At 73.9% G+C, this 25,869-nt stretch carries 23 protein-coding genes and 1 pseudogene; 14 read left to right on the top strand and 10 right to left on the bottom strand.

Features of this window, described 5'->3' with window-relative positions:
- The first annotated feature begins 160 nt into the window (after positions 1-160).
- From IGA62_RS07290 to IGA62_RS07260, 7 genes are all read left to right on the top strand, one after another.
- Positions 161-991, top strand: coding sequence for a patatin-like phospholipase family protein (locus IGA62_RS07290; RefSeq protein WP_091451084.1), 831 nt, complete (start codon positions 161-163; stop codon positions 989-991).
- A complete protein-coding gene (locus IGA62_RS07285) occupies positions 991-2,037 on the top strand; it encodes a 1-acyl-sn-glycerol-3-phosphate acyltransferase (RefSeq protein ID WP_145815685.1) in 1,047 nt (348 codons plus the stop codon). The genes IGA62_RS07290 and IGA62_RS07285 overlap by 1 nt, the downstream gene beginning before the upstream one ends.
- Positions 2,038-2,047: 10 nt before the next feature.
- Entirely contained in the window at positions 2,048-2,368 is a 321-nt protein-coding gene (gene cutA, locus IGA62_RS07280) for a divalent-cation tolerance protein CutA (RefSeq protein WP_145815686.1), read from the top strand.
- A 48-nt stretch (positions 2,369-2,416) separates the two neighbouring features.
- Positions 2,417-6,226, top strand: coding sequence for an SCO7613 C-terminal domain-containing membrane protein (locus IGA62_RS07275; protein WP_145815687.1), 3,810 nt, complete (start codon positions 2,417-2,419; stop codon positions 6,224-6,226).
- Positions 6,227-6,342: 116 nt separating this feature from the next.
- Positions 6,343-7,392, top strand: a complete 1,050-nt coding sequence (locus IGA62_RS07270) for a fatty acid desaturase family protein (RefSeq protein ID WP_145815688.1) — start codon at positions 6,343-6,345, stop codon at positions 7,390-7,392.
- Between the two features lie 196 nt (positions 7,393-7,588).
- Positions 7,589-7,882: a 4a-hydroxytetrahydrobiopterin dehydratase gene (locus IGA62_RS07265; RefSeq protein WP_145815689.1), complete on the top strand. Its 294-nt coding sequence runs from the start codon at positions 7,589-7,591 to the stop codon at positions 7,880-7,882.
- Positions 7,879-9,033 (top strand): FHA domain-containing protein, encoded by a 1,155-nt coding sequence (locus IGA62_RS07260; protein WP_145815690.1) that lies wholly within the window; start codon positions 7,879-7,881, stop codon positions 9,031-9,033. Before IGA62_RS07265 ends, IGA62_RS07260 begins: the two co-directional genes overlap by 4 nt.
- A 52-nt stretch (positions 9,034-9,085) precedes the next feature.
- Here IGA62_RS07260 and rocD read toward each other — a convergent pair whose 3' ends face one another.
- The 3 genes from rocD to IGA62_RS07245 form a co-directional block, all read right to left on the bottom strand.
- Positions 9,086-10,306 carry an ornithine--oxo-acid transaminase gene (rocD, locus tag IGA62_RS07255; RefSeq protein WP_186500181.1) on the bottom strand — a complete coding sequence of 407 codons (1,221 nt, stop codon included), beginning with the start codon at positions 10,304-10,306 and terminating at the stop codon, positions 9,086-9,088.
- Positions 10,306-11,121: a dimethylargininase gene (gene ddaH / locus IGA62_RS07250; protein ID WP_186499719.1), complete on the bottom strand. Its 816-nt coding sequence runs from the start codon at positions 11,119-11,121 to the stop codon at positions 10,306-10,308. The genes rocD and ddaH overlap by 1 nt, the downstream gene beginning before the upstream one ends.
- A gap of 337 nt (positions 11,122-11,458) precedes the next feature.
- Entirely contained in the window at positions 11,459-12,286 is an 828-nt protein-coding gene (locus tag IGA62_RS07245) for a thrombospondin (RefSeq protein ID WP_145815692.1), read from the bottom strand.
- A 250-nt stretch (positions 12,287-12,536) separates the two neighbouring features.
- Between IGA62_RS07245 and IGA62_RS07240 the strand changes: the two genes are divergently transcribed.
- Positions 12,537-13,829 (top strand): glycosyltransferase family 4 protein, encoded by a 1,293-nt coding sequence (locus tag IGA62_RS07240; protein ID WP_145821744.1) that lies wholly within the window; start codon positions 12,537-12,539, stop codon positions 13,827-13,829.
- On the top strand, positions 13,826-14,776 hold the full coding sequence (locus IGA62_RS07235; protein WP_145815693.1) for a phosphotransferase: 951 nt from the start codon (positions 13,826-13,828) through the stop codon (positions 14,774-14,776). The genes IGA62_RS07240 and IGA62_RS07235 overlap by 4 nt, the downstream gene beginning before the upstream one ends.
- Before the next feature lie 42 nt (positions 14,777-14,818).
- Here the strand turns inward: IGA62_RS07235 and IGA62_RS07230 are convergent, their stop codons facing one another.
- Positions 14,819-15,199 carry a hypothetical protein gene (locus tag IGA62_RS07230; RefSeq protein ID WP_377464319.1) on the bottom strand — a complete coding sequence of 127 codons (381 nt, stop codon included), beginning with the start codon at positions 15,197-15,199 and terminating at the stop codon, positions 14,819-14,821.
- Positions 15,200-15,739: 540 nt separating this feature from the next.
- Here IGA62_RS07230 and IGA62_RS07225 point away from each other — a divergent pair.
- A complete protein-coding gene (locus IGA62_RS07225) occupies positions 15,740-15,955 on the top strand; it encodes a helix-turn-helix transcriptional regulator (RefSeq protein WP_145815694.1) in 216 nt (71 codons plus the stop codon).
- Positions 15,956-16,004: 49 nt separating this feature from the next.
- Positions 16,005-16,814: an Fpg/Nei family DNA glycosylase gene (locus tag IGA62_RS07220; RefSeq protein ID WP_145815695.1), complete on the top strand. Its 810-nt coding sequence runs from the start codon at positions 16,005-16,007 to the stop codon at positions 16,812-16,814.
- A gap of 67 nt (positions 16,815-16,881) precedes the next feature.
- Here the strand turns inward: IGA62_RS07220 and IGA62_RS07215 are convergent.
- From IGA62_RS07215 to IGA62_RS07195, 5 genes and pseudogenes are all read right to left on the bottom strand, one after another.
- A pseudogene (locus IGA62_RS07215) lies at positions 16,882-17,013 on the bottom strand (helix-turn-helix domain-containing protein); the annotation flags it as partial.
- Positions 17,014-17,186: 173 nt separating this feature from the next.
- A complete protein-coding gene (locus IGA62_RS07210) occupies positions 17,187-18,608 on the bottom strand; it encodes a WGR domain-containing protein (protein WP_145815696.1) in 1,422 nt (473 codons plus the stop codon).
- 106 nt (positions 18,609-18,714) lie between these two features.
- On the bottom strand, positions 18,715-19,593 hold the full coding sequence (locus IGA62_RS07205; protein WP_232624908.1) for an aminoglycoside phosphotransferase family protein: 879 nt from the start codon (positions 19,591-19,593) through the stop codon (positions 18,715-18,717).
- Between the two features lie 45 nt (positions 19,594-19,638).
- Complete coding sequence (locus IGA62_RS07200; RefSeq protein ID WP_145815697.1) at positions 19,639-21,009, bottom strand: FAD-dependent oxidoreductase; 1,371 nt, start codon at positions 21,007-21,009, stop codon at positions 19,639-19,641.
- A gap of 4 nt (positions 21,010-21,013) precedes the next feature.
- Complete coding sequence (locus tag IGA62_RS07195; protein ID WP_377464340.1) at positions 21,014-22,174, bottom strand: carboxylate-amine ligase; 1,161 nt, start codon at positions 22,172-22,174, stop codon at positions 21,014-21,016.
- 149 nt (positions 22,175-22,323) lie between these two features.
- Here IGA62_RS07195 and IGA62_RS07190 point away from each other — a divergent pair, with 149 nt between their 5' ends.
- The 3 genes from IGA62_RS07190 (at position 22,324) to IGA62_RS07180 (ending at position 25,078) form a co-directional block, all read left to right on the top strand.
- Positions 22,324-22,623 carry a DUF6412 domain-containing protein gene (locus IGA62_RS07190; RefSeq protein WP_186499720.1) on the top strand — a complete coding sequence of 100 codons (300 nt, stop codon included), beginning with the start codon at positions 22,324-22,326 and terminating at the stop codon, positions 22,621-22,623.
- A gap of 166 nt (positions 22,624-22,789) precedes the next feature.
- A complete protein-coding gene (locus IGA62_RS07185; RefSeq protein ID WP_145815698.1) occupies positions 22,790-23,626 on the top strand; it encodes a YidC/Oxa1 family membrane protein insertase in 837 nt (278 codons plus the stop codon).
- A 63-nt stretch (positions 23,627-23,689) separates the two neighbouring features.
- Entirely contained in the window at positions 23,690-25,078 is a 1,389-nt protein-coding gene (locus IGA62_RS07180) for a chitinase (RefSeq protein WP_190289265.1), read from the top strand.
- Between the two features lie 19 nt (positions 25,079-25,097).
- Here the strand turns inward: IGA62_RS07180 and IGA62_RS07175 are convergent, their stop codons facing one another.
- Positions 25,098-25,769 (bottom strand): DedA family protein, encoded by a 672-nt coding sequence (locus IGA62_RS07175; RefSeq protein WP_091451033.1) that lies wholly within the window; start codon positions 25,767-25,769, stop codon positions 25,098-25,100.
- Positions 25,770-25,869: the final 100 nt, after the last annotated feature.

Below are 25,869 nucleotides of genomic sequence, written 5' to 3'. Positions count from 1 at the left end.
TTGCGGGAATGTGTCCGGGGTGTCAACGGCTGACCGGTTCGGCGGGACGCCACGGTCTCGTGTCCCGCCGGTCGGCGGGCGAGGCTCGGGAGCGGGTGCCGACCGTCCCGGCGGCCACCGGCCGCCGGCCGTCGGGCGTGGACGTGCCAGGATTGACGCCATGGCTGGCGGTCCGGTGGCGTTCGTGCTGGGTGGCGGGGGAGTGCTGGGCGCGGTCGAGGTCGGCATGCTGCGCGCCCTCTTCCGCGCCGGGATCCGCCCCGATCTGGTGCTGGGCACCTCGATCGGGGCGGTCAACGGAGCGCTGGTCGCCGCCGACCCGACCGAGGCGGTGACCGACCGGCTGGTCCGGCTCTGGGCCTCGCCCGAGGCGAGCGAGGTGTACGGCGACTCGGTGGCCCGGCAGTTGCGCCGGTTCGCCGCCCGGACCCATCTGCACTCGCCCCGTCCGCTGCGCCGGCTCCTGGAGGTCGAACTTGGCGCGGAGACCACCTTCGCCGACCTGAGGATTCCCTTCCGGTGCTGTGCGGCGAGCATCGAACGCGCCGCCGAGCACTGGTTCAGCACCGGCCCGGTGGTGCCCGCCGTGGTCGCCTCGGCCTCGGTGCCGGGGTTGCTCCCCCCGGCGGAGATCGACGGTGAGCACTACGTGGACGGTGGCATCGTCAACTCGATCCCGATCGGTGAGGCGGTCACGCTCGGCGCGCGGCGGGTCTTCGTCCTCCAGGTGGGGCGGATCGAACGCGTGCTGACCCCGCCCCGGCGGCCCTGGGAGGTCGCCCAGGTCGCGTTCGAGATCGCCCGCCGGCACCGGTTCGCCCGGGAACTGGCGGCGCTGCCCGACGGGGTCGAGGTGCACGTCCTGCCGACCGGAGGGCTGGAACCCCGGGACGACTCGCCGTGGGCCTACCGGGACATGGCCGCGGTGGGCCGGCGGATCAGCCGCGCGTACATCGCCTCGCGGGACTATCTCGCCGCGCTGGAGAACTGATGCCGTTGCCGCCGAGGTGGGTCCGCCGGGTGCTGCTCGCCCCGGCGGTGGTGTTCCTCGCCTTCACGGTGGTCACCACGCTGCCGGTCTGGCTGCTGGTCGCGGCGGCCCTGTCACCGTTCGTACCCGGCCGGCTGCGCCCGTTGCGCCTGGTCTGGATCGGCGTGGTCTACCTGGTCTGGGACGCCGCCGCGCTGCTGGCCCTGTTCGGGCTCTGGATCGCCGCCGGCTTCGGCTGGCGTACCCGTGCCCCGGCCTTCCAGCGCGTGCACTACCTGCTCGCCGGCTGGTTCCTGCGGGTGCTCTTCTGGCAGGCCCGCTGGACGCTACGGCTCACCATCGACGTGGCCGGCACCGACCCGGACACCGCCCTGCCCGGCCGGCCGGAACTGGTGCTCTGCCGGCACGCCGGCCCGGGTGACTCGTTCATCCTGATCCACGCGCTGGTCAACTGGTTCTACCGGGAACCGAGGATCGTCCTGAAGGACACCCTCCAGTGGGACCCGGCGATCGACGTCCTGCTCAACCGGCTGCCGACCCGTTTCCTCGCCCCCGGCAGCCGGCGCGACGGCACGGTGTTCGACCAGATCGGGCACCTCGCCACCGGCCTGGACGACAACGACGCGTTCGTCATCTTCCCGGAGGGCGGCAACTTCACCCCCCGGCGGCGGCTCCGGGCCATCGACCGGCTCCGCTCGCGGGGCCTGGAGGGGATGGCGCTGCGCGCCGAGCGGATGCGGCATGTGCTCGCGCCCCAGCCGGGCGGGGTGCTCGCCGCCCTCGACGCCGCCCCCGAGGCCGGGGTGATCTTCGTGGCGCACACCGGGCTGGACCGGATGCTGACCGTGACGGACGTCTGGCGGGAACTGCCGATGGACAAGCGGATCGTCATGCGGTTCTGGTCGGTCCCGCCGGAGGAGGTCCCCGCCGGGCGGCAGGAACGCATCGACTGGCTCTTCGACTGGTGGGCCCGGATCGACCAGTGGATCGAGGCCAACCGTGACGGTACGGCCGCGCTGAATGGTGACGGGCCGGTCGACGCGTAGGGTGCGCTGCGTGGAGCAGATCTGCGTGGTGACGACCGTGGTGGACGCGCGCTCGGTCGCGGACGTGCTGGCGGCGACCGCCGTGGCCGGACGGCTGGCGGCCTGTGCCCAGGTGGGCGGTCAGGTGGACAGCACCTACTGGTGGCAGTCCGCGATGGAGACCACCGCCGAGTGGTCGGTGCAGTTCAAGACCGCCTCGGACCGGGTGGACGCCCTCGTCGACCAGATCCGCGCGAGCCACCCGTACGAGGTGCCGGAGATCCTGGTCAGCCGGGTGGCGAGCGGCAACCCGGACTACTCGACCTGGGTGCACGAGCAGACCCGTCCCTGAGTACGCGCACTCTGGGCTGGTGTCGTCCGGCCAGGCGAGGATGATCGCGTGCAGACCATCGGCTACCCCTGTCCCGGATGCGCGGCACCGGCCGACCTGACCGTCGGCTGCCGGGCCTGCGGCCGGGGGCCCGACCCGACCGCCGCCGAGGTGGTCCGGCTCGACGCCGAGATCACCGTGCTCACCGGGCGGGTGGAGCAGGCGCGGCGGGCGTACCTGGACCTCGGCGCGGCGTTGGGGGCGGTCCAGCAGCGCCGGGCCGACCTGGCGGCGCGGGTCCGGGCGAGCCGGGCGGTCCCGGCGCAGGCCACTGTCGTCCCGCCGCACGTCCGTCCGCCCCGGCCGGCGGTGGCTCCGACCCCGTCGGCTCCGGTCGCCACCGGCCCGGCGGTGACCAGCGCGGTACTCGGTCCGACTCCGGTCCGGCCGGTCGCCGCCGGCCCGGTTCCGGTCGGCCCGGCGGCGGTGGGGGGCACCGCCGCCGGGCAGCGGGAGACCTCGACCCGGACGGTGCAGGGGGTGCTCTTCGTCCTCGGCGGGCTGCTGCTCGGCACCGCGGCGATCGTCTTCACCGCGGTGGCCTGGGCGTCGGTGGGCGTCGTGGGCCGGGCGGCGATCCTGGCGGCGGTCACCGCGCTCGCGCTGGCCGTGCCGGCGGTCGTGGTCCGGCGGGGACTGCGGGGCACCGCGGAGACCGTCGCCGCCGTCGGGCTGCTGCTGGTGCTCCTCGACGGGTACGCCGCGTGGTCGGTCGACCTGGGCGGTGTCGCCGGTTGGCCGACGACCCGGTACACCGCGCTGGTCGGGGGGGCCAGCGTGCTGATCGCCACCGGGTATGCGCTGCTCACCCGCCTGGCGGTGCCCTGGTTCGCGGCGCTGGTCGTCGCGCAGCCGGTGCTGCCGCTGCTCGCCGTCGAGGCCCGACCGGGCGTCGCCGGGTGGGCGCTGGTCTTCACCGGGGTCGCCCTGGTCGACCTGACCGTGGTCGCCGTGCTGTCGGGCCGGCTCGGCCCTGCCCGGCCGCGCGACGACCGGGCCGGAGCCGAACCGACCGGCCCTGTCCCGGCGGTGGCGGGTCCGACCGGCCCCGTCCCGGCGGGTGCGTCGATGGCCGATCCGACCGACCCTGTCCCGGCGGGCGTTGCGCCTTCGGGCCCGACCGGTCCCGTGCCCTCGGGCGGGACGCTGGCCGTCGCGGGCCGGATCACCGCCTGGATCGGTCACGCCCTGGCCCTGATCCCGGCGACGGTCTGCGCGGTGGCTGCCCTGGCGTGGGGGGAGGCCTTCGGCACGCCGCTCGCCGCCGGGCTGCCGCTGCTGGTGGTGGTGCTGGTCCTGGCCGGGGCCGCGCTGGTCGCCGGCAGTCCGGTCCTCCGGGCGGTCGCCGCCGCGCTGCTGGTCGTCGTCTCGGCCCCGGCGGTGCTCCGCCCGGTGGCCGAGCTGCGCCCCTCGGTCCTGCACGTCACCTCGGCGGTGGTGGTGCTCGCGTTGGCCGCTGCCGTCCGGGCACTGCCCACCCGGCTCCGCAGCGGCCCCCGGGCCGGGGCGCTCGTCGTGGCCGGGGTGATGGTGTTCGCGGTCCTGGCGCCCACCGGTTGGCTGGCCGCCGCCGCGGTGCTCCGATCCGTTCCGCCGTGGCAGGGCGCGGTGGCCGGCCCGGACCTGCCCTGGGGCTGGCAGCTCCCGGTTTCCGTGCTGCTGACCACCGGGGCGGGCCTGCTCCTGCTGCCCCGGGCCGCCCGGTTCCCGGTCGCCCTCGGCGGGGGCGTGGTCGCGGTGCTCGCCGCGCCGGCCGTACGGCCCGTGCCCTGGCCGGTGGTGGTGGCCCTCGGGCTGGTCGTCGGGACGGCCCTGCTGCTGGTGGCGGTGTTCCGGTCGGCCGACCGGGCGTACCAGCCGCTGCTCACCGCTGCCGCCGGCGTGGCCCTGACCGGGCACGCCCTGCTCGTCGGCCTCGCCGCGCCGGTGGGGGCCGGCGCGGTCCTGGTCGGGGTACTGCTCACCGGGTTGGTGGTGGCCGGCCGGGCACGGCGGCTCGGTGGACCGGTCCGGCATCTGGCCGGCCCGGCGCTGACGGTGGCGCTGCTCGCCGTACCGGCCCTGGTGGTGGTGACCCAGATCGAGCTGGGCCCACCGCTGCCGTGGCGGCTCCGGGGGCCGGCCGTCGCCGTCGGGCTGCTGCCCGTCGCGCTGGTCGCGGTCCGTCGGTACTGGCCCGATCTCCAGCGGTACGCCGGTGCCGCGCTGGCCGGAGCGCTGCCGGTGGCCGGTCTCGCGCCGGTGGTCGTACCGGCCGGCGAGTCGGTGCCGGTCTACCTGGCGGCGGCGGTGCTGGTGGCGGCGGTGGGGGCCGCCGTGGTCCGCCCGTACGGCGGCCTGCGGGTGGTCGGCGTCGCGCTGGCGGTGGCGACCGGCGTGGTGCTCGTCCCGGCCGCCTTCCGGGTGCTGGTCGCCCCGTACGGCTGGCTCGGGTCGGTCTGGTCCGGTGCTCCGGACGGGGTCGGGCTGGCCCCCGGGGTGACCCCGGCGCGGATCTCCGCCGGGGTGGCGTTCCTGCTGCTGCTGGGGGCCGTGGCGGTGGCTGGTCGGTTCACCCCGTTCGGCCGTGGCCGGGCGCTGCTGCTCGCCGTGCCGGTCGGCGCGGTGGCCGTGCCGGTGCTCCTCGGCGCGGCCGGCGTGCCCTGGCCGGTGCTGCCGGCGTGCTCGCTGCTGCTCGGTGCGGCCGGCGTGCTGGTCGCCACGCTCACCACTGCTCCCGCCGTCGTGGTGCCCGCGCCGCCGGCCGGCGTCCTGCCGTCCGCCGGCCCGGTGGCCGCGCCGACCGGACCGGGTCCGGCGCCCGCCATCGTTGCGTCCACCCCGGCGCGTCCGTCCGTGCGCCGGCTGGTACTGCCGGTGCTGGCCGGCACCGGGCTGCCCCTGGGCGCGGCCGGGTTGGCCGGGCTGTTGCCGACCCGCGCCGGCACGCTCGCCGGGCTGGGCCTGGTCCTGGTGGTCGCGGTCGTGGTCGGGGTCGCCGGGCGGGTCGCCGCCGTCCGTCCGGTCGGCTGGGCGGGGGCGGCCCTCACCGCCACCGGCTTCGCGGTCACCGCCATGCTCGCCGCGGACCTTCCGCTGCGTACGGCCGGATCCGCCGTGCTCGCGGTGGCCGTGCTCGTGCTGGGCGTCGCCGCCCTGTTGGCCCGTCGCCGGCCGGGGGAGGGGCTGGTGCTGGACGCCGCCGCCCAGGCGGTCGCCCTCACGGCGTTCCTGCTCACCGTCGGGTCGCGCCGGCACGCCGCCGTGGTCTGTGTGCTCTGGGGCACCGCCGTCGCGCTGCGGGCGCTGCGTCCGGGCGAAACGGTCGGTCGACGGTGGGTCTTCGCGGCCATCGCCGGGGGCAGTGAGCTGCTCGGGGCGTGGCTGCTGCTCACCGTCGCCGAGGTCACGCTGCTGGAGGCGTACACCCTGCCGGCGGCCGGGCTGGCGCTGCTCGCCGGGCTGGTCGCGCTGCGTACCCGGACGGGGTTGACGAGCTGGACCGCCCTCGGCCCGGGGCTCGCCGCGGCGCTGCTGCCGAGCCTGGTGTCCGTCCTGGTGGGCGCGGATCCGCAACCGTGGCGGCGGCTGCTGCTCGGTGCCGGCGCGCTCGGCGTGGTGTTGTTCGGCGCGGTCCGGCGCTGGCAGGCGCCGGTCGTACTCGGCGGGGTCAGCCTCGTCCCGCTCGCCCTGCACGAGATGGTCCGGAGCTGGGACCTGGTGCCCCGGTGGATCTTCCTCGCCGTCGGTGGTCTCGCGTTGATCGGACTCGCCACCACCTACGAGCGTCGCCGTCGGGATCTGGCCCGGCTACGGTTTGCGGTGAAGCGAATGGGGTAGGGCCTTCCCTACCCGAGATGCGGGGGTTCGCCGGGTTCCTCAGCGTGGCCGTCGCTCGGAGACTGGAACCGGGCCGCCAGCCGGCGGCCGGACCACCCGAGGAGACAGGGGCGCACATGACGGTGGATTCCGCGGTCGATCCTCCGCTGCGGCGGGGCAGTGACTACGCACGGTTGTCCCGACAGGTCAGCGAGGCCGGCCTGCTGGCGCGTCGGCCCGGCTGGTACGTGGCGAGCGGGGCACTGACCGTGGCCCTCTTCCTCGGCGGGTGGGCGGTGTTCGTCGCGGTGGGCGACAGCTGGGCGCAGCTCGGCGTCGCCGTGCTGCTCGCCGTGGCCACCACCCAGGTCGCCTTCCTCGGCCACGACGCCGGGCACCGGCAGATGTTCCGTCGACGTGGCCCGAGCGAGGTGGTCGGGCTGCTCGCCGGCAACCTGGCGGTCGGGCTCAGCTACGGCTGGTGGGTGGACAAGCACAACCGGCACCACGCCAACCCCAACCACGAGGGGGAGGACCCGGACGTGGGCGCGGGTGCGCTGGTCTGGACCCACGAGCAGGCGGCGGCGACCCGGGGCTTCGGGCGGTGGCTGGCCCGGTGGCAGGCGTGGCTGTTCTTCCCGATGCTGCTGCTGGAGGGTTTCGCGTTGCACGTGGCGGCGGTACGCGCCGTCGTCGGGCGCACCCCGGACGGCCGGTTCCGTACGCCGATCCGGCGCCGGGCGGTGGAGGGACTGCTCCTGGCCGTGCACGTCGTCGGCTACCTCGCGCTGGTGGGGACCGTCCTGTCGCCGGGGCGGGCGTTGGCGTTCGTCGCCGTCCACCAGGGACTCTGGGGGCTCTACATGGGCTGCTCCTTCGCCCCGAACCACAAGGGCATGGCGATGCCGAGCGCCTCCGACGACCTCGACTTCCTGCGTCGGCAGGTGCTCACCTCACGCAACGTGCGGGGCAATTGGCTGGTCGACGTCGCGCTCGGCGGCCTGAACTACCAGATCGAGCACCACCTGTTCCCGAACATGCCCCGGGGGAACCTGCGCCGGGCCCGGCCGATCGTCCGCGCGTACTGCGCCGAGCAGGGCGTCCCGTACGTCGAGACCGGCCTGTTCGACTCGTACCGGGAGGCGCTGGCGCACCTGCACGAGGCCGGCCGCCCGGTGCGGCGCTGACCGTCCCGCCGCCGGCCGCCGCCGTGTCTGGTGGTAGCAGGGGACCCCTGCACGACAAAAACGAGTAGCAGGGGTCCCCTGCTTCCACCCGGGCGCCCGCCGTGCCCGCCCGGGAGCGGAGCGGAGCGGTGACGGTTGCCGCTGGGCGGCTTTCGGGTCGGGCGGTGGCCGGCACCGCCCCGGTAGGGTGCTGACCATGGCAGAGGTGCTCACCGCGGAGGCGGTACGAGACAAGCTGGCCGCGTTGGCGGACTGGACGGGCGACCCTGCCGGCATCAGTCGCACCGTCCAGCTCAACAGCTTCCCCGAGGCGATCGCGGTCGTCGACCGGGTCGCGGAGGTCGCCGAGGAACGGGACCACCACCCCGACATCGACATCCGGTGGCGGACGGTCACGTTCCGCTGCACCACCCACTCCGCCGGCGGTGTCACCGAGCGTGACATCGACCTGGCCCGGCGGATCGACGAGATCGTCCGGAGCGCGCGATGAGATTCGAGATCAGCAAGGTGCTGGACGCGATCGAGGGACGCGTCTGCACCGACCCCGCCCTGGCCCGTGCGGTCGTCGACCTGGCCGAGGTGATCCGCTACCAGGATCTGGACGCCGGTCGGCCGGCGAGCATGCTGCGCCTCGGCATGGTCATCGACGCGCTGGCCCGTCAGCTGGAGGAGGACAGCGTCCCGGTGTACGCGGTCGTGCACCGGGCGCTGCTCTCCGACGCCGACCTGACCTCGAACGAGCGGATGGTGGTCCGCCGCTGGGCCGACGACGGCCTGGTGGAGGTGCTGGACCAGCCGGGTGACCGGATCCTGGAGGTCGCCGATCTGCTCGGTCTGCCGGTGCTCAGCCGGGCCCGCTTCGACGGGCTGCGCGGACGCTATCCCTGGGTGGTCGAGCAGCCGGGCCGGGTGGTCGCGCCGGTGCCGGGGCAGGGCGGCCCGATGTTCGTCGCGCACGTCGGCCCGGGTACGACCCCGGTGGCCGGTGAGCCGTCACCGGTCGGGACGAAGCTGCTCTCCCGGCTGTGGCGCTGCCCCGAGCCGGGTTGTGCGCTCTTCGGCTCCGGAGGCGGTGGGGGTGCGTTCGCCGACCTGTCCCCCCGGACGGAGCGGAGTCCGGCCGCCCAGCCGCCGCCCACGCTGCGGACCGGCGCGCCGACCTGCCCCCGGCACAACACCCGCCTCGGTGACGCCGGGGCCCGGCCCCGGACCGAGGTTCTCGCGGTCCGGATCGGCGGGCTGGTCCGGCGTCGGTTCGTGCTCACCGCGGACGAGCCGGTGCTGGTCGGCCGCGCGCCGGACCAGTCCAGCGGGATCGTGCTCGGTCAGTGGCTCAACGACGAGGCCCGGCGCTGGATCAGCCGCAGCCACGTCAAGTTCGAGCTGCGGGCCGGCACGGTGGTGGTCACCGACGTGAGCACCAACGGCAGCGGCATCCGTCCGGGCGGTTCGATGGCCGAGGCGGAGCGCATCGCGTTGGCCCCGAAACAGTCCCGGGTGCTGGACCCGGGTGACATGGTCGAGCTGTACCCGGGGGTGCAGATCGGCCGCCCCGGCGCGTTGCCCGCCGGTGCCCCGTACACCCCCGCCTCGGTGATGGCCGAGGCTCCCACCATGGCCATGCGTCTTCCCCGCACCTGACCCCCACCCCACCCGCCCTCGGCATCAGCGGAGGGCGGGTGGGGTGCAGGGCTCAGGAGGTGGGGTCGAGAACGGCGGTGAGCTGGGCGAGCGCGTGGTCGATCTCCTCGGCGGTGATGACCAGGGGCGGGGCCAGGCGGATCGTGGAGCCGTGGGTGTCCTTGGCGAGGACCCCCCGCTCCATCAGCCGCTCACACGCCTGACGGCCGGTCATCAGCGCCGGGTCGATGTCCAGGCCGGCCCAGAGACCCCGGCCCCGGACGGCGACCAGGCCCCGGCCGATCAGCTCCCGCAGCCCGGCGTGCAGCCGCTCGCCCAGCTCGGCGGAGCGTCGCTGGAACTCGCCGGTGGCCAGCAGCCGGACCACCTCGGTGGCGACCGCACAGGCCAGCGGGTTGCCGCCGAAGGTGGAGCCGTGCTGGCCGGGCTTGAGCACGCCCAGCACGTCGGCGTTCGCGGCGACGGCGGAGACCGGCACGATGCCGCCGCCGAGCGCCTTGCCGAGCAGGTACATGTCCGGCACGACGCCCTCGTTGTCACAGGCGAAGGTCTCACCGGTACGGCCGAGGCCGGACTGGATCTCGTCGGCCAGGAAGAGCACGTTGCGCTCGGTGCACACCCGGCGCACGCCCGGCAGGTAGCCCTCCGGGGGCACCACCACGCCCTGCTCGCCCTGGATGGGCTCGATCAGCACCGCGACCGTGTTGTCGTCGATGGCGGCGGCCAGCGCGTCCAGGTCGCCGTAGGGGACCAGGGTGAACCCCGGGGTGTACGGCCCGAAGTCGTCCCGGGCGTCCGTGTCGGTGGAGAAGCTGACGATGGTGGTCGTCCGGCCGTGGAAGTTGCCCTCGGCGACGACGATGTTCGCCTGCCCGGCCGGTACGCCCTTGACCTGGTAGCCCCACTTGCGGGCGACCTTGATCGCGGTCTCCACCGCCTCCGCGCCGGTGTTCATCGGCAGCACCAGTTCCTTGCCGCAGAGCTGGGCCAGCTCACGGCAGAAGTCGGCGAACTGGTCGTGGATGAACGCCCGGCTGGTCAGGGTCAGCTTGTCGAGCTGGGCGTGCGCGGCGGCGATGAGCTGCGGGTGCCGGTGGCCGAAGTTGAGCGCGGAGTAGCCGGCCAGGCAGTCGAGGTAGCGCCGCCCGTCCACGTCGGTGAGCCAGGCACCCTCGGCGGACGAGATCACCACCGGCAGCGGGTGGTAGTTGTGCGCGGTCCACCGCTCGGCGTCCCGGACCGCGTCCGGCGTCCGCAGCATGTCGTCGACGATCACTTGCCTGCCTTTCCCTGACGGAGTCGCAACGTGCAGCACTTCGGGCCACCGCCGGCCTTGCGCAGCTCGGACAGGTCGACACCGATGGTCTCGTAACCCCGGTCACGCAGCTTCGCGGCGAGGTCGGTGGCCTGGGCCGGCAGCACCACGTGCCGGCCGTCGCTGACCGCGTTCAGCCCCAGCACCTCGGCGTCGGCCATGGTCGCGTGCACCGCGTCCGGGAAGAGCCGACGCAGCGCGGCCCGGCTGCCCGGCGAGAACGCCTCGGGCAGGTACGCCACGGTCCGCTCGTCGAGCACGGTGAGCGCGGTGTCCAGGTGGTAGAAGCGGGGGTCGACCAGCTGGAGGGTGATCACCGGGTACCCGAAGACCTCCTGCAACTGGGCGTGCGAGGCGTGCGCGGTGCGGAACCCGGTGCCGGCGAGCAGCAGGTCGCCGACGAGCAGGATGTCGCCCTCGCCCTCGTTGACGTGCTTCGGGTCGTACATCTCGAAGCCGGCGGCCTCGAACCAGGCCCGGTAGGCGGGGGCCTCGTCGGCGCGCTGCGGATCGCGGAACTGCACCGCCATCGCCCTGCCGTCGATCACGGTGCCGCCGTTGGCGGCGAAGACCATGTCGGGCAGGCCGGGCACCGGAGTGATCTCCTCGACGGTGTGGCCGAGTTCGCGGTAGGTCTGCCGCAGCTGCTCCCACTGCCGGATGGCCAGGTCGGCGTCGACCGGCGCGGTCGGGTCCATCCAGGGGTTGATCGCGTAGTCGACGGCGAAGTACGTCGGCCGGCACATGAGGAAGCGCTGGCTGGTGGCGTCCATCGTCATTGTCCTGCTCCCGGGGGTCGGGCGCGCCCGGCCACTCGCGGCCTGCGGGCTGGCGCCGTTGCTCCAACGCTATGCGCCCGACAGCGGCGGTATCCACCCGTGAGGATTGCGTGAAGCGCATGTTCATTGCGTCTGTGGGGCAGAGGACAGACGATTCGTTGCGTGCGGCATGTGGCAGACGGCGAGCGGGGCCGGCACCCACGGCGTCCGGCCCCGAAGATGCTTCAGGGGCGGCGAATCGCCGCCCCTGAAAGAGATATCTCCCCCGCTGGTGAACCACCAGTTCGACCGGGCTCGACCGGTGCACCACCGGCGCCGCCAACAGTGCCCGTCAGAACCGGTCGGCAAACTGTGAGTCAAGCCACTCCCGGAGGCGGTTGACCCAGTCGCCGTCGGTGGTCGGCCAGTCGAACTGGCCGGTCATCGCGAGCACGCCGAGCACCACGGCGCCGAGCCCGGCGAGGATGCCGAGCAGCGCGTCGGTCTTGCCGGCGACGTGCCGGCGGCGGGTGGCGATCAGACCGAACACGGCGAGCACCGCGCCGACCGCGCCGACCGCGATGCCGTACCCGGCGAGCGTGCCGGTGAGCACGAAGAGCAGCCCGACCACGCCGACGACCAGACCCAGGGTGGCGAGCAGGCTGGCCCGGGGCTTCTTCCCGGCCACCACCGTCGGCTCCGGGGCACGCCGGTCGGCGACGTCCCGGTCGAGGTCCGGGTGGTGCCGGTCGACCAGCCGTTCCCGGGACTCCCGGTCCAGGTCGATGGTCCGTTCCATGGTGGTGGCCGTCGAGTCGTGGCCCGGTCGGGCGGGGCCCCGGTCCGCATCCGCGTCCGCCGGACGGGCGGTGGCGGCCCGCGCGGTCGCCGCCCGGGCCTCGGCCCGTCGCTCCGCCTCGGCGTCCCGGGGGTCACGGATCCGGCCGTCCGCCGACGGCGGGTCGGTCCGGTGGTCGCGGCCGTCGACCGTCGCGGCGGCGCTGCGGTACGTGGTCCGGTCGCCGCCCCGGTCGGTGGCCACCGGGTCGGCGACCCGACCGTCACCGTTGGCCGGCACGGTCGCCGGGTCCCGGTCGCCCGCGCCGACGGTCTCCACGGTGTCCTCGTTTCCGTCGTGGGTGGCCGGTTCGCTCCGGCGCGACAGCAGGGGAATCTTCATGACGAGCACCTCCTGATCGGTGCGTGGAGACCTCGGACGCGCCAGCGGCTGCCACGCGGTGGTAGCCGTGAGGTACCCAGGGTCGACTTCCGGCACACCTGTCACCTCCGGCAACGCTTCGTGGACGTGCAGGTGAACGGGGGCTGACAGCAGCCTCGGAGCACGGGGAACGGCCGTAGGATCCTCAGCCGTGACCGGTGCGGGCAGAGACGACGACCGTGCTCCCGGTGGTGCCCGGGGGCGCGTGGTGATGCTGGTCGACAACGGGGTGCACGGCGACTCGCGAGTGCAGAAGGCAGCCCGGTCGGCCGCCGCCGCAGGCTGGGACGTGACGCTGCTCGGGCGCTCGCCGGACGGCGTACCGCACCGCTGGCGGCTCGGCCGCGCCGAGGTACGGCTGCTGCCGATGGGCGGCGGCCCGGGAACGGGGGCGCAGGCGCGCCGACGGCGAGCGGTGGCGGCGCTCGGCGGGCTGCGCAAGCCGGTCGAGGCGGCGTACACCCGGTTCTGGTCGGTGACCATGCGGGAGCGCGCCTGGCGACGGCTGGAACCGTCGCTCTGGCAGTACGAGCGGGCGTACGGACCGGTGGTGGACGCGCTCGACCCGGACCTGATCCACGCCCACGACTTCCGGATGCTCGGGGTCGGCGCGCGAGCCAAGATGCGGGCCGGTGACCGGGGTCGGTCGGTCAAGCTGCTCTGGGACGCGCACGAGTTCCTCCCCGGCATCAAGCCCTGGCGGGACAACGTCCGCTGGCTGCCGGCCCACCGGGCGCACGAGCGGGAGTACGCCCCGTACGCCGACGCGGTGGTGACCGTCTCCGACGAGCTGGCCCGGCTGTTGCAGGCCGAGCACGGCCTCGCCGCGCGCCCGTCGGTGGTGCTGAACGCCCCGGACCTGCCGGACGCCGCGCCGGAGCCGGAGTCGTTGCGCCAGCGGTGCGGCATCGGGCCGGAGGTGCCGCTGGTGGTCTACAGCGGGGCGGCGGCTCCGCAGCGCGGGCTGGGCGTGCTGGTGGAGGCGCTGCCCGACCTGCCCGGTACGCATGTCGCGTTCGTGGTGAACCGGCCGGACGGCGACCACGTCCGGAGCCTGGTCGCGCGGGCGACGGAACTCGGCGTCGCCTACCGGCTGCACGTCGGCGGGTACGTCGCCGCCGACCGGGTGGTGCCGCTGCTCGCCGGGGCGGACGTGGGGGTGATCCCGATCGAACACTGGCCGAACCACGAGATCGCCCTGATCACGAAGTTCTTCGAGTACTCGCACGCGCGGCTGCCGATCGTGGTCAGCGACGTGCGGACCATGGCGGAGACGGTCCGGCGTACCGGCCAGGGCGAGGTGTTCCGGGCCGGGGACGTCGCCGACCTGGTCCACGCCGTGCGGGCGGTGCTCGCCGACCCGGCCCGCTACCGGGCCGCGTACGAGACGCCGGGACTGCTGGAGTCGTGGTCCTGGCCGGCCCAGGCCCAGGTGCTGGACCGGGTCTACACGGCCCTGCTGCCCGTCGACCGTCCAGACGGGAATGGGACGATCATGTCGTGACCGTGTTCATGCCACCCGAGCAGATCGCCCACCGGAGCGCCCGTGCCGTCGACGCGGCCGTCCACGCCGGGCGTGGGCTCGGGCTCACCGTGACCGACCCGAAGGTGCTGTACGACGTGTTCTCCGTGGTCGTGCACCTCGCGCCCGCGCCGGTCGTGGCCCGGGTTCCCACGGTGCTGCCGCACTACGTGGACCTCGACAGCCTGGCGGGCCGGCAGCGGGCGGAGCTGGACGTGACCCGGTGGCTCGCCGACCGGGGCGTCCCGGTCATCCCGCCCAGCCCGCTCGTGCCACGGGAGCCGGTCCAGCACGACGGGTTCTCGATGACGTTCTGGGAGTTCGTCGACGTTGCCCCGGACGCTGAGCCCGACTACCTGGCCAACGCCGGCCTCGTCGTCGACCTGCACGCCGCCCTGCGCGACTATCCGGGTGACCTGTCGTTCCTGTCCGCGGCCGAACCCCGGTTCATCGAGGACGGCATCGCCCTGCTCGACGGTCGTGCCGACCTCGTCGACCCGGCCGACCTGGACCGCGCGCGCCGCGAATGGCAGATCCTGGAGCCCGTCGTGCGGTCCCGCGCGGCGTTCGAGAAGACGTTCCCGGGGGTCGACCTCCAACCCGTCCACGGCGACTGCCCGGCGGTGAACATCGTCCCCGGGGTGCGCGGGCACCTCTACGCCGACTTCGAGTTGGTCACGTTGGGTCCTGTCGAGTGGGACCTCGCCGGCCTCGGCCCCGACTGCGAAGCCGCCTACGACCGCGAAGCGCAGCGCAGGGGCATGCGGCAGTTGGACCGGGACGTCATGAACTTCGTCAACGCGGTGGGGATGCTGCGGGGCGTCGCCTGCCTCGCCCTCGCGCCGCAACTGCCCCTGCTGGTGGACGCCATCCGGCCGCTTGTCGAGCGGTGGCGCTCGATGCCCTTCGCCGGCGGGCTGACGGGCTGACGGCGTCCGGAGACCCGGACGTCACGACCACGGCTGGCAACGTCAGCCGTGGTCAGCCGTACGCCGTGGCTGCGTCGCCCGGTGCTGCGGGGTGGCCGCTGGCGACCCGGCCGGGCCGCGATTCCGGCGTACGGTCGGCAGGGTCGTCGGCCTTCGGGGTGTGGGGGAGCGTCGCTGCACCCGCAGTCCAGCCGGCTGTACGAAGATCGACCGCCGGGCGACCGCGTCGCCCTTCCTGTCGAGCTGGTAACCGTCGAGCCAGACCCACCCGTCGTAGGTGACCCAGTCGAGCACCCGGATCACCCGGAACATGATCGGGGTGACGAACTGCACGCTGGCCGCGCGGGTCACCAGCACCAGGTCACCGGCTCCGGGCAGGGGAGCGTTCACCGCCGGCCCAGCGCCGCCCGGTACCTGCGCCACGCCCTGATCCGGGCGCGGGCGGCCTCCACCATGGGGCAGTAGCCGGTACCGGTGCACCTCGGGCAGCGACTGTGGCGGTGATGGTCCAGGCAGTACCAGGCCGACTGCACCAGCAACGGCACCACGCTATGGCCGCGCGTGGCGTCCGGCCAGCCGGTGGCCCTTGCCTGGGGTGGGCCATCAGTCGAGCCGATCCGGGAGTGCACCTGTCCGGGGGCGCTGTTCGACCGGGCCGACGACAGCCGCGTTGGACGTGATTCGCGCCGTGGCCGGTCGGCGAGAGGCCCGGACGGGGACGGTACTCGGCGGTCCGGGCAGCGCCGCCAGGAGGCGAGGCCGCAGGAGCACCCGAGGCGCAGCCAGCGGCGGAGCACGGGGCGGTGGGCAGGGGTGAACGGGACCGGCTGGTCTCTCCGGGATCGCAGCATGGCTCTACGCTCCCGCCCAGCAGCCCACTTGTCAAGCGTGTAGTCCACGCTTGCCAACTGGTCATGCGTGCACTACACGTTTGCCAACTTTGCGCGTGGCTAACCTGCGGGCGTGCCAGAGCACCTGTACGGGCCGCAGGAAATCGGGGAGCGGCTCGGCGTCTCGCGGGAGCGGGTCCGACAGTTGACCCTCCGCCCGGACTGGCCCGCGCCCTACGACCGGCTTGCCATGGGAACGGTCTGGCGCAAGGCGGACATCGAGGAGTGGATCGGAAAGCACCGCCCCCACCTGACCGACACCGACGAGGACGAGGCGACGACGGCGTAGGCAGACCAGGCGGGTCCATGTCGAGCAACGCTGACTACGCTTGGTGGCCGTGCCCGAGGGACATAGCATCCACCGCCTGGCCGCCCGGCACGCCGAGTTGTTCGCCGGGGAGAAGCCGCAGCTCAGCAGCCCTCAGGGCCGCTTCGCCGAGGGTGCCGCGCTGGTCTCCGGCAGCCTGCTGGAGAGCACCGAGGCGTACGGCAAGCACCTGCTCCACCACTACTCCGCAGACCTGACGCTGCACATCCACCTCGGGCTCTACGGCAAGTTCACCGACGGGCCGGGGGAGCCGCCCGCCCCGGTGGGGCAGGTGCGGTTACGGATGGTCGGCGACCGGCACTGGCTGGACCTGCGCGGCCCCACCGCGTGCGAACTGCTCACCCCGGGCGAGGTCGCGGCGCTGCGCGCCCGGCTCGGCCCTGATCCGCTGCGCGCCGACGCGGACCCGGCGCGGGCGTACGCCCGGATCTCGCGCAGCCCGACGCCGCTCGCCGCGCTCCTGCTCGACCAGTCGGTGGTGGCCGGCACCGGGCTGATCTTCGTGACCGAGGCGCTGTTCCGGGCCGGACTGCCGCCGCTGCTGCCCGGCCGGGAGCTGACCCCGGCCGGCTGGCGGGCGCTCTGGGCCGACCTGGTCGAGCTGATGACACTCGCCGTCGAGCGGGGCCGGATCGACACCGTCCGCCCCGCCCACCTGCCCGAGGCGATGGGCCGCGCCCCGCGTGTCGACCGGCACGGCGGCGAGGTGTACGTCTACCGCCGTAGCGGCGACCCCTGCCACGTCTGCGGTACGGCGGTCAGCAGGGGCGCGCTGGGCGGGCGGAACCTCTACTGGTGCGCCGCCTGCCAGGCCGGCTGACCCGGCCGCTGCTTCCGCAGGCTTAGGACGAGTAGTCGAGGCGCGGCCCGCTGGTCGGGCTGGCCGTGCGTACCTCGGCGAGGCAGTGTCCGACGACGGTGGCGAGTAGTTCCTGTTTGCCTGCCTCGACGGCCTGCTCGCCGCCGGCACGCTCGATGTGGGCCCGGCGGACGTCACGCCAGCGTACGTAGCTGCTCATGGTCGTCGGCCCTCCTCGGCGCGTTCCTTCAGGTAGATCTCGTAGCGATGCTCGGCCAGGGAATCGCTTCGGTGTACCACTGCTATGAACGTCCGGCCTTGCTTCCGGTGACGAGCACGCTGGAGCGAACTGGTCGGGCCGGTCCGCACCGCCGGCCCGACCGCCGTCGTCGCTCAGACCAGGCGGCGGATGTCGCCGTACGCGCGGTAGAAGCCGCCCCGCCCGGCCTCGCGGACCTCGGTGACCAGGTAGCGGGCCCCCCGCTCGCGGATGCCCTTGGGGAACTGCACCGACCAGTCCCGGTGGAACCCGTCGGAGATCACCTGGACGCGCAGCCGCCCGCGATCCTCGATGCACTGCACCACCACCCCGCCCGCGGCGTTGTGGACCACCTCGACCGTGGTGGACGGGGCGGTGGCCGCCATCCGGGGCGGGGCCTTGACGTCCACCACCTGCGGGACGCTGCCGCCCTCGGCCGCCCGGATCGCCGGCTCGCTGGCGTCGATGCAGGCCAGGTAGCCGCCGGTGGTGACCACGTAGAGGCGGTCCTCGTGGTACTGCATGGAGTACGCCGAACCGCAGCCGGTGCCGAGCTTCCAGAGCCGGTTGCCGGCCTGGTCGAAGCAGTAGATCGAGGAGTGGTTGTCCCCGGCGAAGACGTACCGGCCGTTCTCGGTGGCCGCGCAGGAGAAGACCGGGGCGTCGCACTGGTACGTGATGTCGGCCCGGCCACGCTTGGTCAGGCGGACGACCTGGCGGGTGCCGGTGCCGGCGAAGACGTGGTCGCGTTCCTGCCAGCCGAACAGGACCGAGCCGGTGCGGGTGTTCCACAGCTCCTGGCCGGTACGCCAGTCGTAGCCGGTGACGCCGGCCGAGTGGCCGTGGTAGATCGCGTCGTCGTCGCAGCGCACCATCCACGCCGACGAGCCGCGCCCCGGCCGCCGCCAGAGGAACTCGTCCTCGTGGTCGACGGCGGAGATCCCGCCGCCCGCGTCGGAGACACCGAGCACGCCGTCGTGGATGTCCAGCCAGTAGATGTCGATCTCCGGCGCGATGGTGTACGCCACCCGGGGCACCTTGCCGGAGAGGTCGTACACGTTGCCGTCGTCGCAGCCGGCGTAGATCCAGGCGTCGTCGGCGACGATGCACTTCACCCCGTCCGGCAGCCGGACCTGGCTGAGCACCTGCGCGTCGTGGCCGAGGGTGGTGATCACCCCGTGCTCGTTGCCCACCATGCAGTGCTGCCCGTCGACGAAGATGCCGAAGGCCGGGGCGCCGGAGTGGTACCGCCAGAGCACCGGGGCGGTCCGCGCGGTGGAGTGGGTGCTGACGATCTGGCGGCGGCTGACCGCGCGCTTCTGCCGGACGCCGCGCACCGCCGGGGCGTACCCCTTGCGGACCTTCTCCCCGATCTTCTTCGCGGCGGCGGCGCGGGCCTTCGCGTTGTCCGCGAAGCTGGTGGTCTTGACCTGCCCCTGGTCACCGATCCGGCCGTAGCGGACGGTCAGCTCGGAGCCGTCCACGACGGTCTCGTAGAACTTGTGCGCTCCACCGTCCGCTTCGGACAGTTCGAGGTACGTCGTCTCCTGCGGCATGGGGAATCCTCCGGGGGCGGGCGACCGGCGGGACCGGTACGTCGACAGCGCGCACACCGTAACCCTCGCCCCTGACAAGGCCGCCGGACGGGGCCTGACCTGCGGATCAGTCGCCGCCGAGCAGCCAGCGGACCACCTCGACCTGCCGGGGGAAGACCTGCCCCTCGCCGATGCTCCAGGCCAGCGTCTGGCCGATCGCCCAACCCCGCACGCGCTCCCGGTCCAGCCCCAGTTCGGCGGTGAGGCGGTCCAGCCGGTGGCGTACCGCCGCCGGTGAGTGGCCCAGCTCCGCGCCGCGCACCATCGGCACCACGCTGAACTCGCGTTCACCCACCAGCGGCTTCGGGTCGATCACCAGCCACGGCTCGCGGCCCGCGCCCAGCACGTTCCCGGCGTGCAGGTCTTGGTTGACCAGCACCTGTTCGCCCTGGGTCGGGGCCAGGCCGGTGAGCAGGTCGCGGGCGGCGTCGAGCAGCCGCCGCTCGTACGGCCGGTTGGCCTGTTCCCAGTTGCCGGGCAGCCGTTCCACCCAGCCGGCGGCCTCGTCGGCGAGCGGGGTGAACGGGGCACCCGCCGGCCGCCAGAGCCGGGGGAGCAGGTCCACCACCACGTCGAGCGCCCCGTCCGGCGGGAGTCGGTGCAGCGGGTCACCGGGTTCGCACCGCTCGATCAGCAGGGCCCGCCACGCCGGCTCGTGCGCCAGCAACCGGACCGCGCCGTCGCCGGCCCAGGCCGCCAGCGCCGCCGCCTCGTACTCGCTGTCCCAGTCGGGATACTGGAGCTTGAGCACGGCCGGCGTCCCGTCCGGCAGTTCGACGGCGAGCACCAGCGAGACGAACGACCGCGGGTACACCGGGCCGAGCCGCAGTGACCAGCGGTCCACGCAGGCGGCCAGCCGCTCGGGCAGCACCGCCAGCCACTCCCGGCCGGCGGGCACCCGCCGCAACCAGTCCAGCGCCTCGGGGATCTCCGGTTCCACGGTCACCCCGCCATCCTCGCCGCACCGGAGGCACCGGCCACAGCGGGGCGGTCACTCCGCGAGGGCGTCGACGGCCTTGCGGGCGGCGATGAGCACCGGGTCCCAGACCGGGGCGTACGGCGGGGCGTAGCCGAGGTCGAGGCCGGTCATCGCGTCCACCGTCATGCCGTTCCACAGCGCCACGGCCAGCGTGTCGATCCGCTTGGCCGCCTCGGACCAGCCGACGATCTGCGCGCCGAGCAGTCGTCCGCCGGGCTTCTCGGCGATCAGCTTGACCGACATGGTGCGGGCCCCGGGGTAGTAGCCGGCCCGGTTGGTCGACTCGGCGACCACCGAGACGAACTGGAAGCCGGCGGCGGTGGCGTCGGACTCCCGCAGGCCGGTCCGTCCCACCTCCAGGTCGCAGACCTTGGTGACCGCCGTGCCGATCACGCCGGGGAAGGTGGCGTACCCGCCGCCGATGTTGATCCCGGCGATCCGGCCCTGCTTGTTGGCATGCGTACCGAGGGGGATGTTGACCGGCTGGCCGCTGACCCGGTGCAAGGTCTCCACGCAGTCCCCGGCCGCCCACACCCCGTCCACCCCGATCACCCGCATCCGGCGGTCCACCCGGATCCCACCGGACGGCCCGACCGGCAGGCCGGCCGCCTCGCCGAGCGCGGTGTTCGGGCGCACCCCGAGACCGAGGACGACGACGTCGGTCGGGAACTCCCCGGCGTCCGTGCACACCCCGGTGACCCGGCCGTCGCGGGTCGCCAACCCGGTGACCGTCACTCCGGTACGGATGTCGATACCGAGCCCGCGCATCGCCTCGGCCACCAGTCCGGCCATGTCCGGATCCACGGTGGACATCGGCTGGTCGGCCTGCTCGACGAGGGTCACCGACAGCCCGCGCACGATCAGCGCCTCGGCCATCTCCACGCCGATGTAGCCACCGCCGACGACCACCGCGCGCCGGGGCTTCGGGTCGCGTTCGAGCCAGTCGCGCAGCGCGTCGCCGTCGTCGAGGGTCTGCACCCCGAACACGCCGGCCGCCTCGGTGCGGGCCCACCCCGGGTGCACCGGGGTCGCGCCGGTGGCGTACACCAGGGTGTCGAACCGCTCGCGGACCTCGCCACCGCCGGCCAGGTCCCGGGCGACCACCTCGCGCCGGTCGAGGTCGATGGCGGTGACCTCGTGCCGGAGCCGGACGTCCACGTGGTACTCGTCCCGGAAGGTGGCCGGGTCCCGGGCGACCAGGTCGTCCCGCTCGTCGACCAACCCGCTGATCCAGTACGGGATGCCGCAGGCCGAGTACGACGTGAAACGCCCCCGGTCGAACGCCACGATCTCCAGGTCGTCCCGTCCGCGCCGCCGCCGGGCCTGGGACGCCGCCGCCATACCCCCGGCGTCGGCGCCCACCACGATCAACCGTTCCGCCATCGGATCAGTCTGTCACCGTCGGCGAACCCCCGCGCGTCTGTCGCGCCACGTCCTCCACCACGTCGACGAGGCGACCGGTACGGGCGTACACCGCGCGCTGCCGCTCGGCCCCGGTGCCGTGCCGGCGTACCCCGGCGAGCAGGTCGTCGACCCGGTCGGCGTCGCCGTGCCGGACCAGTTCGGGACGGACCCGGTCGACCAGGCGGTCCAGCAGGTCCCACGCCGGCTCCACCTCGCCGGTGTGCGGGTCGACCGCTTTGCCGGTCAGCCCGTCGTGGGCGGCCCGCCAGTGCGCCGCGACCAGCAGGTGGTGGTCGACCCGGGGAGCCGGACGGTCGGCGGCGATGTCGGCCAGCGCGGTGCCGACCAGGCTCCGGACCAGCGCGGCCACCAGGATCGTGTCGTCCAGCGACGGGCAGACGTCGCCGATGCGGATCTCCACCGTCGGGTACTTCGCGGACAGCCGGGCGTACCAGTAGAGCATCCCCTCGTCCAGCATCATGCCGCTGTCGATGAGCTGCCGGATCAGCCGCTGGTAGTGCGCGTGCGAGTCGAGCCACGGGGTCGGGGCCACCGAGGGCCAGTGTTCCCACTCGACCGAGCGCCAGCTCGCGTACCCGGTGTCCTCCCCGGCTGAGAAGGGGGAGTTGGTGGTGAGCGCGTGCAGGATCGGCAGCCAGGGCCGCACGTGGTTGAGCACCCGCACACCGGTGTCCGGGTCGGGGATTCCGACGTGCACGTGCACGCCGTTGTTGCCCGGACCGGGTGCGAGCAGTCGGAACCGCTCGACCATCCGGTCGAAACGCGGCTTGTCCACCACCGGGGGAACCGGCCCCTCGACCGGGCCGGTGCCGATGGCGAGCAGTCGGACGCCGGCCCGCTCGGCGGCGTCGGCGAGCCCGGCGCGCAGCAAGCCGAGGGAGTGCCGGATCGCCCCGAGGTCCAGCCCGGGTGGGCTGCCGATCTCGATCTGACTGGTCTGGAACTCCCGCTCGACCTGGCCGCTCAGCTCGGGGGGCACCTGGTCCATCACCAGGTCGACGGCGGGCACGGCCACGCCGGTGTGCGGGTCGACGAGGAGGAACTCCTCCTCGACGCCGACGGTGAGGAGATCGGGTCCGTCCGGCGTGCTCGTCACGTCCTGCTTCGCCACCTGGCCGGTCACGGCCTTCACCACCTTCTTTCCGGCCCGCGTCACCCGCGGGTGCTGGGCCCAGGGCTACCCAGCCGTACGCGGCGGGAAAACGTTGTCCCGGCGTGTCGGGTCCGGTTCGTCGAGGTCGGGAACGTGACAGCGGGTCCTAGGCTGGGCCCGTGCCGGCTCTGCTGTCGTTGGCGATCTGGGTCTGGGCGTCCGCGCTCGGCCAGGTCGTGGTGCTCGCCGACCGGCCGGTCGAGCTGCTCGCCGGTGCGGCGGTCGGCGTCGCGCTGCTGCTTGCCACGACGGTGGCCGTCCTGGTCACGGTGGCCGGCACGGCCGGGCCGCAGGCCGTCCGCCGGGCCCGGTCCCTGCGGGAACGGGCCCGTCGTCGTCGGGTGCCCCGGCAGCTCGACCCGGACGCGCCGGGCCGAGCCCGTCCCCGCGCGCCGGGGGTACGCCCCGCGACCGCGTGACGCGTCGCCGGGTTCCGCCGGCACCTCCACCCGCCGTCCGTCGACCGATCGGCCCCGCACCTGCGGGCCCGCCGGTCCGCACCGTCGGCTCCGCGCACGCGGTCGATTCCGCCCGTCACCCGTCCGTCGAGGACATCCGACCGGAATCGCACCGAGGGGTACGTCCATGCTCGCCTTCGCACCACTCGACGCCGCTGTCGACGTCGCGTCCCACGCTGTCTCCGCGCTCGCCACCGCGCTCGCGCCACTGTCCGGCGGGGCGGCCACCGCCGTCGCCATCGTCGGGTTCACCGTCGCGGTCCGGCTGTTGATCGCACCGCTCACCGTCGCCCAGGTCCGTGGGGAGCGCCGTCGTGCCGCTCTCGCCCCACAGGTCGGCGAGCTGCGTCGCCGGTACGCCGACGACCCGGTCAGGTTGCAGCGGGAACTGCTCGACCTGTACCGCTCCGCCGGGGCGAGCCCGCTGGCGGGCTGCCTGCCGGCCCTGCTCCAGGCACCGTTCTTCCTGGTCATGTACCGCCTCTTCACCGCCGGCGACCAGTCGCCGCTGACCGGGTGGCTGGTCGGGGTGCCGCTGGGGCACGAGCTGGGCGACGGCCTCGCCGGAGCGGCGGGACCGGTCTGGGGCGTACTCCTGGCGGCGCTGCTGGCCCTGGCCTGGCTGGCGTCGCGCCGGATGCGACGGACCATGGCCGCCGGGTCGGCGTCGTCCGGCGGATCGTCCGCGTCCGCCGGGCCGGTCTCGTCCGGTGGACCGGCGTCGTCCGGTGGGCCGGTCTCGTCCGGCGGGCCGGCAGCGGTCGGTGGAGTGGCCGGGGACCTGGGAGCGACCGTCGGCCGCATCCTGCCGCTGCTGCCGTACGCGACGCTGCCGGTCGCGCTGGTGGTGCCGCTGGCGGGCGTGCTCTACCTGGTCACCACCACCGCCTTCACCGCACTGGAGCACACCGTGCTGCGTCGCGGCCGACCGACCTCGCCCCCGACCCTGGACAGAAACAGTTAACTTTCTTGATAATTACCTGACCTGTTGACATCCATGGATGCCCGCTCGGGCCTGGAGGGTCGTATGAAGCGTTCCCGATCTCTTGTCCTCTCCCTGGTCGCCGCACTGGTGGCGACCCTCGGCGCGGCCTGGGTGGCGATGCCCGCGTTCGCCGCCGGAGCCAGCGCGACCTTCGCGAAGACCGCCGACTGGGGCACCGGCTGGGAGGGGAAGTACACCATCACCAACGGTGGCGGCAGCACCATCAACGGCTGGAGCCTCACCTTCGACCTGCCGACCGGCACCAGCGTCGGCACCTACTGGGACGCCCTGCTCACCTCCTCCGGCCAGCGGTACACCTTCACCAACCGCTCCTGGAACGGCAGCATCGCCCCGGGCGCGTCGGTGTCCTTCGGCTTCGTCGCCACCGGTTCCGGCGCACCGGGCAACTGCACCCTCAACGGCGCGCCCTGCGGCGGGACCACCCCGACCACACCGCCGCCCACCACCACCGCGCCGCCGACGACACCGCCGCCCACGACCCCGCCCCCGACGACCCCACCGCCCACCTCCGGCCTGCCCAAGCACGTGCTCACCGGCTACTGGCACAACTTCGACAACCCCGCCGTCGAGCTGCGGCTGCGCGACGTGCCGAGCGAGTACGACGTGGTCGCGGTCGCCTTCGCCGAGGCGACGGCCACCCCCGGCGCGGTCACCTTCGCCGTCGATCCGGGCCTGTCGGCGGCCCTCGGCGGCTACACCGACGCCGACTTCCGGGCGGACGTGCAGACCCTCCGCTCGCGGGGGAAGAAGGTGATCATCTCGGTCGGTGGCGAGACCGGCCGGGTGGCGGTCAACGACGCGGCCAGCGCCAGTGCCTTCGCCGACAGCGTCCACGCGCTCATCGGGCGGTACGGCTTCGACGGGGTCGACATCGACCTGGAGAACGGCCTGAACCCGACGTACATGGGGCAGGCGCTGCGCTCGCTGCGGGCGAAGGTCGGCGCGAACCTGATCATCACGATGGCCCCGCAGACCATCGACATGCAGTCCCCGGCGGGCGGCTACTTCAAGCTCGCCCTGGACATCCGGGACATCCTCACCGTCGTGCACACCCAGTACTACAACTCCGGGGCGATGCTCGGCTGCGACCAGAACGCCGCGTACCCGCAGGGCACGGTGAACTTCATCGTCGCGCTCGCCTGCATCCAGTTGGAGGCCGGGCTCCGCCCCGACCAGGTGGCGCTCGGGCTGCCCGCCGGTCCGGGCGCGGCCGGCGGCGGGATCGTCCCGCCCAGCGTGGTCAACGCCGCGATGGACTGCCTGGCGAAGGGCACCAACTGCGGCAGCTTCCGGCCGCCGCGCACCTACCCGGGCCTGCGTGGCGCGATGACGTGGTCGATCAACTGGGACGTCAGCAACGGCAACGGCTTCGCCCGTACGGTGAAGCCGCACCTGGCGACGCTGCCCTGAGCCGACGTCGCGGGCGCGGTCAGCGGCCGGCGGTCACCGACTGCCGGTCGCGCCGCGCCCGGCGGCGACGCGCCTTCTTCACCGCCCAGCTGGCGATCAGGAAGGCGAAGACGGCGAGGATGCCGTAGTCGAACCAGGAGCTGTACTTGTCGATCTGCTGCCAGCGCGAACCGAGGGCGTACCCGAGCCCGACGAAGATCGCGTTCCAGATCCCGCTGCCCAGCGTGGTCAGCAGGCTGAACTCCATCAGCGGCATCCGGTTCGCGCCGGCCGGGATCGACACCAGGCTGCGCACCACCGGTGCCATCCGGCCGAACAGCACCGCCCAGCGGCCGTGCCGCTCGAACCAGCGGTCGGCGCGTTCCAGGTCATCGCGGTCCACCAGGGGGAGCCGGTCCAGCCAGCGCTTGAGCCGGTCCTCGCCGAGCACCGCACCGACCCAGTAGAGGACGAGCGCGCCGACCAGGGAACCGACGGTGGCGGCCAGCCAGACCACCACCACGTTGAACCGGCCCTCGCCGGCCAGGTAGCCGGCGAGTGCCAGGACGATCTCGCTGGGAATCGGCGGGATGATGCTCTCCAGGGCGACGAGCAGGGCCACCCCGGGTGCCCCCATCGCCTCGATGACGCCGGCCACCCAGCCGGTCAGCCCGCCGAGTTGAGCCGGGTCGACGTTGTCGGCGAGTGCCATGCGCGTCCTTCCGCCGGGAGTCCAATCGATCCGATGGTCCTACCCGGTTGGGGGCCGGCCACACCTGTTCGTGTCGCCCGCCACCGGCAGCCCCGGACCA

This window comes from Micromonospora sagamiensis, from assembly GCF_014680085.1.
In the GTDB taxonomy this organism is placed as follows: Bacteria; Actinomycetota; Actinomycetes; order Mycobacteriales; family Micromonosporaceae; genus Micromonospora; species Micromonospora inyonensis.
This window is presented reverse-complemented; position numbering and strand designations above follow the sequence as displayed.